Source organism: Stenotrophomonas pictorum JCM 9942 (assembly GCF_001310775.1).
Taxonomy (GTDB): domain Bacteria; phylum Pseudomonadota; class Gammaproteobacteria; order Xanthomonadales; family Xanthomonadaceae; genus Stenotrophomonas; species Stenotrophomonas pictorum.
The window spans coordinates 1-12,025 of sequence record NZ_BAZI01000054.1 but is presented as its reverse complement, the minus strand read 5'-3'; the positions used below and the strand labels follow the sequence as shown (position 1 = coordinate 12,025).

The 12,025-nt window shown below is 66.0% G+C and carries 10 protein-coding genes and 1 pseudogene; 8 read left to right on the top strand and 3 right to left on the bottom strand.

Features of this window, described 5'->3' with window-relative positions; translation table 11 throughout:
- Together JCM9942_RS05020 and smeE are read left to right on the top strand one after the other, a co-directional pair.
- Positions 1–819, top strand: an 819-nt coding sequence (locus JCM9942_RS05020) for an efflux RND transporter periplasmic adaptor subunit (protein ID WP_054658108.1), incomplete at its 5' end; no start/stop codon positions are given.
- 12 nt (positions 820–831) lie between these two features.
- On the top strand, positions 832–3,975 hold the full coding sequence (smeE, locus tag JCM9942_RS05015) for a multidrug efflux RND transporter permease subunit SmeE (protein ID WP_054658106.1): 3,144 nt from the start codon (positions 832–834) through the stop codon (positions 3,973–3,975).
- 69 nt (positions 3,976–4,044) lie between these two features.
- Here smeE and JCM9942_RS05010 read toward each other — a convergent pair whose 3' ends face one another.
- A complete protein-coding gene (locus JCM9942_RS05010) occupies positions 4,045–4,293 on the bottom strand; it encodes a hypothetical protein (protein ID WP_054658104.1) in 249 nt (82 codons plus the stop codon).
- 122 nt (positions 4,294–4,415) lie between these two features.
- Positions 4,416–4,868, bottom strand: coding sequence for a nucleoside deaminase (locus tag JCM9942_RS05005; RefSeq protein WP_054658102.1), 453 nt, complete (start codon positions 4,866–4,868; stop codon positions 4,416–4,418).
- A 103-nt stretch (positions 4,869–4,971) separates the two neighbouring features.
- Here JCM9942_RS05005 and ubiE point away from each other — a divergent pair, with 103 nt between their 5' ends.
- The 4 genes from ubiE to JCM9942_RS04985 all read left to right on the top strand — a co-directional run bounded on the left by ubiE (position 4,972) and on the right by JCM9942_RS04985 (position 9,342).
- On the top strand, positions 4,972–5,736 hold the full coding sequence (gene ubiE, locus JCM9942_RS05000; protein WP_054658113.1) for a bifunctional demethylmenaquinone methyltransferase/2-methoxy-6-polyprenyl-1,4-benzoquinol methylase UbiE: 765 nt from the start codon (positions 4,972–4,974) through the stop codon (positions 5,734–5,736).
- Positions 5,737–5,879: 143 nt separating this feature from the next.
- On the top strand, positions 5,880–7,811 hold the full coding sequence (locus tag JCM9942_RS04995) for a M1 family metallopeptidase (RefSeq protein ID WP_054658100.1): 1,932 nt from the start codon (positions 5,880–5,882) through the stop codon (positions 7,809–7,811).
- Between the two features lie 151 nt (positions 7,812–7,962).
- Positions 7,963–8,697 (top strand): hypothetical protein, encoded by a 735-nt coding sequence (locus JCM9942_RS04990; RefSeq protein ID WP_054658098.1) that lies wholly within the window; start codon positions 7,963–7,965, stop codon positions 8,695–8,697.
- A 9-nt stretch (positions 8,698–8,706) separates the two neighbouring features.
- The gene (locus JCM9942_RS04985) at positions 8,707–9,342 is read left to right on the top strand and encodes an HAD family hydrolase (protein WP_054658111.1); all 636 of its coding nucleotides are present in this window, start codon (positions 8,707–8,709) and stop codon (positions 9,340–9,342) included.
- A gap of 127 nt (positions 9,343–9,469) precedes the next feature.
- Here JCM9942_RS04985 and JCM9942_RS04980 read toward each other — a convergent pair whose 3' ends face one another.
- On the bottom strand, positions 9,470–10,402 hold the full coding sequence (locus JCM9942_RS04980; protein ID WP_054658096.1) for a carbohydrate kinase family protein: 933 nt from the start codon (positions 10,400–10,402) through the stop codon (positions 9,470–9,472).
- A 276-nt stretch (positions 10,403–10,678) separates the two neighbouring features.
- Between JCM9942_RS04980 and JCM9942_RS04975 the strand changes: the two genes are divergently transcribed.
- Complete coding sequence (locus tag JCM9942_RS04975; RefSeq protein WP_005419402.1) at positions 10,679–11,725, top strand: rod shape-determining protein; 1,047 nt, start codon at positions 10,679–10,681, stop codon at positions 11,723–11,725.
- Positions 11,726–11,851: 126 nt separating this feature from the next.
- Positions 11,852–12,025 (top strand): annotated as a pseudogene (locus JCM9942_RS20010) (rod shape-determining protein MreC); the annotation flags it as partial.

The window sequence follows — 12,025 nt, the reverse complement described above, 5'->3', positions numbered from 1 at the left end:
GCCGCCCGGCGCAGCGCCGAGCTGGTCAAGAGCAAAGTCATCAGCGTGCAGGATGACGAGAACGCGCAGGCTGCCTGGAAGCAGGCCGAGGCCGATGTGGGTGCCGCGCGCGCGGCGCTGGATGCGGCCAATGTGACGCTGGGCTATGCCCGCATCACCGCACCGATCAGCGGCCAGATCGGCAAATCCTCGGTCACCGAAGGCGCGCTGGTCAGCGCCGGCCAGGTCGCCGCGCTGGCCACCATCAACCAGCTCGACCCGATCTACATCGATGTCAGCCAGTCCTCGGCCGAGCTGCTGCAGCTGCGCCGCGAACTGGCCGCCGGGCGCCTGGAAGGCGCGTCCGAGCTGCCGGTGGAGATCTTGCTGGAAGATGGCAGCACCTTCGCCCACAAGGGCAAGCTGGAGTTCTCCGAGGTCAGCGTCGATCCCGCCACCGGCAGCTATGGCCTGCGCGTGCGCGTGGACAACCCCGAGCAGGTGCTGATGCCGGGCATGTTCGTGCGCGCGGTGCTGGCCAGCGGCGTGCGTCCCGATGCGCTGCTGGTACCGATGCAGGGCATCGCCCGCGATCCCAAGGGCAATACCACCGCGATGGTGGTCGATGGCGAGGGCAAGGTCGCGCTGCGCCCGGTCACCGTCAGCCGCACGGTCGGTGACAAGTGGCTGGTGGAAGACGGCCTGAAGGCCGGTGACAAGGTCATCGTCGAGGGCCTGCAGAAGATCGGCCCGGGGATGCCGGTGCAGGCCACCGAGAAGGGTGCCGAAGCCGCCCAGCCCGCCGCCGCGCCTGCCGCGGCGCCGGCTGCCAAGCAGTAAGCGGAGAACCATATGGCTCGCTTCTTTATCGACCGGCCCATTTTCGCGTGGGTCATCGCCATCATCATCATGCTGGCCGGCGCGCTGGCGATGATCAAACTGCCGATCTCGATGTATCCGGAGGTCGCCCCGCCGGCGGTGTCGATCTCGGCCAACTACCCGGGCGCTTCTGCCAAGGTGGTGGAAGACTCGGTGACGCAGATCATCGAGCAGAACATGAAAGGCCTGGACGGGCTGATCTACTTCTCCTCCAACAGCTCCTCCAACGGCCAGGCCAGCATCACCCTGACCTTCGAGAGCGGGACCAATCCGGATATCGCCCAGGTCCAGGTGCAGAACAAGCTGCAGCTGGCCATGCCGCTGCTGCCGCAGGAAGTGCAGCGCCAGGGCATCAACGTGGCCAAGTCCAGCTCCGGCTTCCTCAACGTGCTGGGCTTCGTCTCCGAAGACGGCAGCATGGACGAGAACGACATCTCCGACTATGTCGGCTCCAACGTGGTTGATCCGCTCAGCCGCGTGCCGGGTGTGGGCTCGATCCAGGTGTTCGGCGGCAAGTACGCCATGCGCATCTGGCTGGATCCGAACAAGCTGCAGACCTACAAGGTCTCGGTGGACGAGGTCACCGGCGCGGTGCGCGCGCAGAACGCGCAGGTGGCCGTGGGCCAGCTGGGCGGTGCGCCGGCGGTGAAGGGCCAGCAGCTCAACGCCACCATCAACGCGCAGGACCGCCTGCAGACGCCCGAGCAGTTCCGCAACATCGTGCTGCGCACCGAGGCCGACGGCTCCACCTTGAAGCTCGGTGATGTGGCCCGGATCGAGCTGGGCGCGGAAACCTACGATTTCGTCACCCGCTACAACGGCAAGCCGGCTTCGGGCCTGGCGATCACCCTGGCCACCGGCGCCAACGCGCTGGAAACGGCCGAGGGCGTGCGCAAGGCGTTGAGCGAACTGGAAGCCAGCTTCCCGCGCGGCATGACCGCGGTGATTCCATATGACACCACCCCGTTCGTGCGGGTGTCGATCAAGGGCGTGGTCAAGACCCTGATCGAGGCGATCGTGCTGGTGTTCCTGGTGATGTACCTGTTCCTGCAGAACTTCCGCGCCACGCTGATTCCGACCATCGCCGTGCCGGTGGTGCTGCTGGGCACGTTCGGCATCCTGGCGGTGCTGGGTTTCTCCATCAACATGCTGACCATGTTCGCGATGGTGCTGGCAATCGGCCTATTGGTGGATGACGCCATCGTGGTGGTGGAGAACGTCGAGCGGATCATGGCCGAGGAAGGGCTCTCGCCGCTGGAAGCCACCCGCAAGTCGATGAGCCAGATCACCGGTGCGCTGGTCGGTATCGGTCTGGTGCTGTCGGCGGTGTTCGTGCCGATGGCCTTCATGAGCGGCTCCACCGGCGTCATCTATCGCCAGTTCTCGGCCACGATCGTCTCGGCGATGGCGCTGTCGGTGCTGGTGGCGATCGTGCTGACCCCGGCGCTGTGCGCGACCATGCTCAAGCCGCTGAAGAAGGGCGAGCACCACGTCGCCCCCACGGGGCTGTCGGGCCGCTTCTTCAACTGGTTCAACCAGGGCTTTGACCGCACCAGCGGCACCTACCAGCGTGGCGTGCGGGGCATCCTCGCCCGTCCGGGCCGTTTCATGGCGGTGTTTGTCGCGCTGACGGTGGTGATGGGCCTGCTGTTCGCCCGGCTGCCCAGCTCGTTCCTGCCCAATGAGGACCAGGGCATCCTGATGGCGCTTGTGCAGGCGCCGGTTGGTGCCACCCAGGAGCGCACGCTGGAGTCGATCTACAAGCTCGAAGACCACTTCCTGAAAAACGAGAAGGACGCCGTGGAATCGGTGTTCTCGGTGCAGGGCTTCAGCTTCTCCGGCATGGGCCAGAACTCGGGCATGGCCTTCGTCAAGCTCAAGGACTGGGGCGAGCGCACCCCGGACCAGGGCGTGGGCCCCATCACCGGCCGCGCGATGGGGGCACTGGGTCAGATCAAGGACGCCTTCATCTTCGCGTTCCCGCCGCCGGCGATGCCGGAGCTGGGTATCGCCTCGGGCTACAGCTTCTTCCTGAAAGACAACGCCGGACAGGGCCATGAGGCGCTGGTCAACGCGCGCAACCAGCTGCTGGGCATGGCCGGGCAGAGTGACAAGCTGGCCAACGTGCGCCCGAACGGGCTGGATGACACCCCGCAGCTGCGTCTGGACATCGACGTGGCCAAGGCCGGTGCGCACGGGCTGTCGCTGGATGCGATCAACTCCACGCTGGCCACCGCCTGGGGGTCGAGCTACGTCGATGACTTCATCGACCGCGGCCGGGTCAAGCGCGTCTACATGCAGGCCGACGACAGCTTCCGCATGAACCCGGAGGACTTCAACCTGTGGACGGTGAAGAACAGTGCCGGCGAGATGGTGCCGTTCTCGGCCTTCGCCAGCCAGCGCTGGGATTACGGCTCGCCGCGTCTGGAACGCTACAACGGTGTCTCGGCGCTGGAAATCCAGGGTGAGGCCGCGCCGGGCGTGGCTTCGGGCGATGCGATGCTGGAAGTGGAAAAGCTGTCCAAGCAGCTGCCGCCGGGCTTCAGCATCGAATGGACCGCCGTCTCCTACCAGGAGCGCGAGGCCGGTTCGCAGACGCCGCTGCTGTACACGCTGTCGCTGCTGATTGTGTTCCTGTGTCTGGCCGCGCTGTATGAAAGCTGGTCGGTGCCGACCGCGGTGCTGATGGTCGCGCCGCTGGGCATCCTCGGTGCGGTGCTGGCCAACACCCTGCGCGGCATGGAGCGCGACGTGTACTTCCAGGTGGCGATGCTGACCACGGTGGGCCTGACCTCGAAGAACGCGATCCTGATCGTCGAGTTCGCCAAGGAGCACCTGGAGAAGGGCGCCGGGGTGATCGAGGCGACGATGCACGCCGTGCGTGACCGTCTGCGTCCGATCATCATGACCTCGCTGGCGTTCGGTCTGGGTGTGCTGCCGCTGGCCATCGCTTCCGGTGCCGGTTCCGGTGCGCAGCGTGCGATCGGTACCGGTGTGCTCGGCGGCATGATCGTCGGCACCCTGCTGGGCCTGTTCTTCATACCGCTGTTCTTCGTGGTGGTGCAGCGACTGGTCAACCGCAAGCAGCTGGCCGCCGATAGAGATCTGCAGCGGTAACGCGCTGTGTAGATCGCTGGAAACGCCGGGCAATGCCCGGCGTTTCTGGATAGGGCGGGACCGGTCCTGTCAGCTGATCTCCAGCGGGTCCAGCAGCTGGGCTTGTTCCACTGCGCCCAGGCCTTGGGCGAGCACGGCCAAGCGGTTGCACAGCTCGGTGCGCAACTCGGGGAACTCGGCGGTCAGTTCAGCCTGGATCTGCTGATAGGCATCCCAGAACGCAGCGGTGCTTTGATGGCGCGCGTAGTGGGCGCGCAGGCGCTCGCCCGCCAGCTGGAATGAGTGGTGACTGCGGTGGGGTAAAACGGGCGCGTCCATGGCGTTACCTTTAATGGCTCTGCCCCCTGTGGCTGCAGCATAGTCCTGAATCCGTGCGCTGCCCACGCCCGTAGTCTCAATTCAGCATATGAACCGCACGAGCGGTCAACGGCGGGCCGGTGTCACTCGCCGATGTCTTCGTTCCAGACATCCGGGTGCTCGGCGATATAGCGGCCCATCATCTCGATGCAGCCCGCATCGTTCAGGTCGATGACCTTGACCCCGTTCTCGCGCAGCCAATCGATACCGCCGGGGAAACTGACCGATTCACCGACCACCACGGTGCCGATGTTGAACTGGCGCACCAGCCCGCTGCAGTACCAGCACGGCGCCAGCGTGGTGACCATGATGGTGTCGCGGTAGCCGCGCTGGCGCCCGGCCTTGCGGAAGGCGTCGGTTTCGCCGTGGATGGACGGATCGTCCTCCTGGATACGGCGGTTGTGGCCGCAACCCAGCAGCCGGCCGTCGTTGTGGTAGAGCGCGGCACCAATCGGAATGCCGCCCTCGGCCAGCCCCTGGCGGGCTTCGGCGATGGCGGTTTCCAGCAGGGCACGGTAGTCGGGGGTGGTGATCATGGAACTCCTCATGGCGCAACTGCGCCGGCAGAGGACCATGATAGCGGTCGTGTTCAGCCCGCCGGCAGGGACGTGGGGCGGCGGCGGTGCGATAATCGCCCACATGAGCGAATCCCCCTATAAGACCGGCACCACCCACTTCGGCTTCCGCGACGTACCGGCCAAGGACAAGCAGAAGCTTGTCGGCCAGGTGTTCACCTCCGTGGCCGACAACTACGACCTGATGAACGACCTGATGAGCCTGGGCATCCACCGGTTGTGGAAGCGCTACTTCGTGGCCACCGCGCAGGTGAAGCCGGGCGACCGCGTGCTGGATCTGGCCGGCGGTACCGGCGATATCGCGGTGCTGCTCAAGGAGCGCATCGGCGCCGAGGGCAGCGTGGTACTGGGCGACATCAACGCCGGCATGCTGTCGGTGGGCCGCGACCGGCTGACCAACCGCGGCCAGGTCTCGGGCTTCGAGTGGGTGCAGCTCAACGCCGAGGCATTGCCGTTCCCGGACCAGAGCTTCGATCTGGTGACCATCTCCTTCGGCCTGCGCAATGTCACCGACAAGGACGCGGCGCTGAGCGAGATGTACCGCGTGCTGAAAGTCGGCGGGCAGGCGCGGGTGCTGGAGTTCTCGGAAGTGACGGTGGACTGGTTCAAACCGGTCTACGACTTCCACTCGTTCAAGGTGCTGCCGAAGCTGGGCAAGCTGTTCGCCCGCGGCGATGCCGACAGCTACCAGTACCTGGCCGAAAGCATCCGCAAGCATCCGCCGCAGGAAGAACTCAAGGCGATGATGACCGAGGCCGGTTTTGGCCGCTGCCACTACAAGAACCTCAGCGCCGGCATCGTTTCGATCCACTCCGGCTACAAGCTGTAACCCCGGGCGACGGGGCTGGACAGGGAGCGGCGCAAGCCGCTCTTTGCGTTTCCGGGCCGGCGACTGTGCCCTGGGACGTGCGGCCTCGGCGCGCCGCAATCGGTTTAAACTTCGGGATTATTCCCTGAACCGGTTGCTGATCCATGCGTTCTCCGTTCCTGATGCTGCCGCTGGCCGTCGCGCTCGTCGCCGGCTGTGCCAAAGAACCCGCCACGCCTGTTGCCGACCCCGTCGCCGAGAAGCCCGCCGCCGTGAGCACCGTCAACCGCAGCCATGATGAAAGCTCCTACGCCGAGCCGGACAAGGTCGTCATCAAGGATCTGGCGCTGGACCTGAAGCTGGATTTCGATACCCGGCAGATCGGCGGCACCGCCACCTACACGCTGGAGTGGAAGGACAAGGCCGCCACGCAGCTGCTGCTCGATACCCGCGAGCTGAGCATCGAGAAAGTCGAGGCGATCGCCGCCGATGGCGCCGCATCGCCGCTGCAGTTCACGCTGGCCCCGGCCGACAAGGTGTTCGGCAGCAAGCTCAGCATCGAGGCTCCGCAGCAGCCGGCCACCATCGCGATCACCTACCACACCGCGCCGACCGCCTCGGGCCTGCAGTGGCTGGAGCCGTCGATGACCGAGGGCAAGCAGCTGCCCTTCATGTTCAGCCAGTCGCAGGCCATCCACGCCCGGTCGTGGGTGCCGCTGCAGGACACCCCGAGCGTGCGCTTCACCTACAGCGCGCACGTGGCCAGCCGCCCGGACGTGATGGTGCTGATGAGCGCCGACAACGATCCCAAGGCCGCGCGTGACGGCGACTACAGCTTCAAGATGCCGCAGCCGATTCCGTCCTACCTGCTGGCCATCGCCGCCGGTGACCTGGTGTTCGAGCCGATCTCGCAGCGTTCGGGCGTGTGGGCCGAGCCGGCCATGGTCAGCAAGGCCGCCAAGGAGTTCGAAGACACCGAGAAGATGATCGGCGCCGCCGAGAACCTGTACGGCGAATACCGCTGGGGCCGCTACGACATGCTGGTGCTGCCGCCGTCGTTCCCGTTCGGGGGCATGGAGAACCCGCGCCTGACCTTCGCCACCCCGACCGTGATCGTGGGCGACAAGTCGCTGGTGTCGCTGATCGCCCACGAGCTGGCGCACAGCTGGTCCGGCAACCTGGTGACCAACGCCAGCTGGAAGGACATCTGGCTCAACGAAGGCTTCACCACCTACGTGCAGGGCCGCATCACCGAGGCGCTGTACGGCCCGGAAATGGCCGAGATGGAGCGCGAGATCGACCAGAGCGATCTGCTGGCCGAAGTGAAGGGCATGAGCCCGGCCGACCAGGCGCTGGCGCTGCCGCCGCTGACCGAGCGTGATCCGGACGAGGCGCTGAGCAACGTCGCCTACGTCAAGGGCGCCTGGTTCCTGCAGTTCCTGGAGCAGCGTTTCGGTCGCGCCGTATTCGATCCGTTCCTGCGCGGCTGGTTCAACGACCACGCCTTCCAGAGCGCGAATACCGACCAGTTCGTCGCCTACATGAAGAAGAACCTGCTGCCCAAGAACCCGACCGCGGTGACCGAGGCCGAGCTGACCGCGTGGCTGGACGAGCCGGGCATTCCGGCGTTCGCGATCAAGGCCCGCGCGCGCAACTTCGCCGTGGTCGATACCGCGCGTATCGCCTACCTGGGCAGCGACAAGGTGCCCAGCAACCAGGTCACCAGCCAGTGGGGTACCCAGGAATGGGTGCGTTTCATCGATGGTCTGGGGCAGAAGCAGCCGCTGGAGAAACTGGCGCAGCTGGATGCGGCCTACCACTTCACCGGCACCCCCAATGGCGAGATCGCCATGCGCTGGTATCCGCTGGCCATCCGCAGCGGCTATGGCGAGGCGCAGGCCGCAGCCGGCGAGTTCATCCAGCGCGTGGGCCGTCGCAAGCTGATCCTGCCGGTCTACGCCGAGCTGGTGAAAACGCCCGAAGGCCTGGCCTTCGCCAAGGACGTGTTCGCCCGCGCCAAGCCCGGTTACCACCCGATCACCACCGCCTCGGTGGAGGACATGATCGCCAAGGCCGAGGCGGCGCCGAAGCAGTAACCGCTTGCGCAAGCGGTTGTGTCACCGGAACGGCGGGCTTCGGCCCGCCGTTTCCCGTTGGCGTGCGTGGTCACGGCAGCCGGCGGATGTTTAAAGTAGCCCCATCCGGCGTTCGCGCCGGCCTGTTCCTGCCCGACAACGGAGTGGCTTGATGAAACCTTTGATCTTCGGCGCGCTGTGCGCCTTCGCCCTGGCCGGCTGTACCGATCCGGAGGTCGAGCGGCAGAAGCAGGAAGCGGCCGCGGCGCAGGAACGCGCGCGCCAGGAGCAGGCCGCCGAGGCCATTGGCAAGCAGTACGACAGTGCCGTCACCGCTTCGGAATGGGAGAAGGCACGTGTCCACGGCGTGGCACTGCTGGACCAGTATCCGGATTCGGACACCGCCCGCCGGATCGAACCGGGCCTGGCCGAGGTGAAGCAAAAGGCCGAGGCCGCGCGTGAGCTGCGGCGCATGCAGGCGCTGTGGAACTACAACCAGGTGCCGGCCAAGGGCGGCGTGCAGCGGTCGGCGATGATCTACAGCAAGGAGCGCGTGGACGTGGATGGCAGCGGCGCCAAGCCGGTGCAGCTGGTGTTCCGCGACCATCCCGAGTGGAAGCGCCATGCCTATCTGGTGCTGCAGGCCAGCGATTTCGCCAAGGCCTGCTATGCCAGCTGCCAGGTCACGGTGACGGTGGATGACCAGGCGCCGCGCCGGATGGCCGCGCACCGGCCGGATACCGACGAGGCCATCGCCATGTTCATCACCGACAACCGCGGCCTGTGGCGGCTGGCGCGCAAGGCGAAAGTCATCCAGATCGAATTTCCGGTGAAAGCCGGTGACAGCCGCAGCGCGGTGTTCGAAGTCGGCGGGCTCGATGGCAGCCAGCTGCCGGGCTGGGATTGAGGCGTGGGTATTGTCGGATCGCCGCCGCTGGCGTCGGTGCCAGGCGTGGTGGACAGCCGCCATTGGGTGTTCGACATGGATGGCACGCTGACGCAGCCGCTGCATGATTTCGAGTTGATCCGGCGTGAGCTGCAGATTCCAGCCGGTGCGGACATTCTTGAACATCTGGCCAGCCTGCCAGTCCAGCAGGCGGCCGCCAGCCATGCCTGGTTGATGCGGCACGAGCGGGAACTGGCCGAGGCTTCCGTGGCGGCACCCGGTGCGGTGGCATTGATCCGCGCGCTGCATGCTGACGGTTGCCGGCTGGGCATCCTTACCCGCAATGCGCGTGAGCTGGCGGAAGTGACGTTGGCGGTGATCGGGGTGGCGGATTGTTTTGCCGCTGACGAAATCATCGGCCGCCGGGAAGCGGAGCCCAAGCCGTCACCGGCCGGCTTGCAGTTCTTTGCCGCGCGCTGGCAGGTACCGCCGGCGCGGATGCGGATGGTGGGGGACCATTACTACGATCTGGCCACCGCCCAAGCGGCGGGTGTGCCGGGAATTCTTATCAATGTGCCGGATGATCCCTGGCCAGGCATGGCACAGTGGCAGCTGCGTGATTGCGCGCAGTTGCTGCAGCACTGGCGCGCCGCGGCGTCGGGATAGCGGCGCGCAGGGCCTGGCGGTCGCATTGCCGTCGGCGGCAGTGCCCGGCAGGGCCTGACCCTGGCGTTTGCCATAGGCAGGGCCGGTAGTGGCACGCAAAAAAAACGGCGCCGAGGCGCCGTTTTTCCTAGAGGCTGTAGCCGAACTGCTGCTTGAACTGGTCGTTGAACTCGGCGAAATCGAAGCGCTGGTTCTGGGTGCCGGGGTGTTCGACCTTCAGCGCACCCATCAGGTTGCCCATGCGGCCGATGGTCAGCCAGTCATAGCCCTTCTCGATGCCGAAGATCAGGCCGGCACGGAACGCATCGCCGCAGCCGGTCGGGTCGACCACGCGGCGCTCGTGCGCCGGCGGGATGTCGAAGCTCTTTTCCGGGGTGTGGATGATCGCGCCGCGCGGGCCCTGGGTGGTGATGTAGGCCTTGACCCGGCTGACGATGTCTTTCTCGTCCCAGCCGGTGCGCTGCTGCAGCAGATTGGACTCGTAGTCGTTGACCACCACGTAGTCGGCCTGCTCGATGAAGGTGCGCAGCTCCGGACCGTTGAACAGCGGCAGCGCCTGGCCGGGATCGAAGATGAAGGGGATGCCGCATTCCACGAACTCGGCCGCGTTCTGGATCATGCCTTCGCGGCCGTCCGGCGCCACGATGCCGAAGCTCACGCCCGGCACGTCGCGCACGTGGTTGTCGTGCGAACGCATCATCGCGCCCGGATGGAAGGCGGTGATCTGGTTGTTGTCGTGGTCGGTGGTGATGAAACACTGCGGGGTGAACATGTCTTCCAGCACCCGCACCTGGCTCAGGTCGATGCCCATGCGCTCGAAGTGCTCGCGGTACGGGCCGAAGTCTTGGCCCACGGTGCCCATCGGGATCGGGCTGCCGCCCAGCAGCTTCAGGTTGTAGGCGATGTTGCCGGCGCAGCCGCCCAGCTCCCGGCGCATCCGCGGCACCAGGAACGACACGTTCAGGATGTGCACCTTGTCCGGCAGGATGTGGTTCTTGAACTGGTCCGGAAACACCATGATGGTGTCGAAAGCAAGGGAACCACAGATCAGAGCGGACATCGGGAACAGACCTATACGGAAAAGGGGAAATCCCGCCATGCAGGCGCACGCGGGTCGGCGCGATCGTGGCGCCAAAGTGCGTAAGGGTACCGGCTGCGGCGACGCACGACCAGAACCGCAGATGTCCGGAGGGGCGCCGAATCGGGCCAAAGCCCCGATTCACAATGGATTGTCCTTGCCCGCACCGGGGGGGATTGATAGGCTAGCGGACCTCATTTTCTGCCCATTTTTTCGCCAATCGGCGTGGGCACGACACCCCTCAGGATCACTTCCCAGATGTTCAAGAAGCTGCGTGGCATGTTCTCCAATGACCTGTCCATCGACCTGGGCACGGCCAACACCCTGATCTATGTGCGCGGCCAGGGCATCGTGCTCAACGAGCCGTCGGTCGTGGCGGTGCGTCAGGACCGTGCCATCGGCGGTACCCGCTCGGTGGCTGCCGTCGGCGCCGAAGCCAAGCAGATGCTCGGCCGTACCCCGGGCCATATCACCACCATCCGCCCGATGAAGGATGGTGTCATCGCCGACTTCACCTACACCGAGGCGATGCTCAAGCACTTCATAAAGAAAGTGCACAAATCGCGCGTGCTGCGCCCGAGTCCGCGCGTGCTGGTCTGCGTGCCGGCCGGCTCGACCCAGGTCGAACGCCGCGCCATCAAGGAATCGGCCGAAGAGGCCGGTGCGCGTGATGTGTTCCTGATCGAAGAGCCGATGGCCGCGGCGATCGGCGCCGGCATGCCGGTCACCGAAGCCCGTGGCTCGATGGTCATCGACATCGGCGGCGGCACCACCGAGGTGGCGGTGATCTCGCTCAACGGCATCGTCTATTCGGCCTCGGTGCGTATCGGTGGCGACCGTTTCGACGAGTCGATCACCAATTACGTGCGCCGCAACCACGGCATGCTGATCGGTGAAGCCACCGCCGAGCGCATCAAGGTGGAGCTGGGCTGCGCCTACCCGCAGGCGGAAGTGATCGAGATGGAGATCTCCGGCCGCAACCTCGCCGAGGGCGTGCCGAAGATGATCAAGATCAGCTCCAACGAGGTGCTCGAAGCGCTGCACGAGCCGTTGTCGGGGATTGTCTCGGCGGTCAAGCTGGCGCTGGAGCAGACCCCGCCGGAACTGTGCGCCGACGTGGCCGAGCGCGGCATCGTGCTGACCGGCGGTGGCGCGCTGCTGCGCGACCTGGACCGTCTGATCTCCGAGGAAACCGGTCTGCATGTGCAGGTGGCCGATGATCCGTTGACCTGCGTGGCCCGCGGTGGCGGTCGTGCGCTGGAGTTGGTGGACATGCACGGCAACGAGTTCTTTGCGCCGGAATAAGCCGTTCCGGTCGCGTATCGCGGCCACGCCCGAACGGCGTGAGCGGCCGTCCGCACACGCCCCGTGCAGCCCACCGCCGGGGCGTCGTCGCATCCTTTTTCCGCATTTTTCCAGTCGAAGCCTGACGTGCCGCCCTACGCCGGTCCTCCCGTAGCCTCCCGCCAGGGCGATGCCAGCAGTCCGTTGCGCCTGCTGGCCTATCTGGCGCTGGCCATCACCCTGATCGTGCTCGATGACCAGGGCGGCTGGCTGTCGCGCCTGCGCCAGCAGGCCAACGTGCTGGTGCAACCGGTGTGGGCG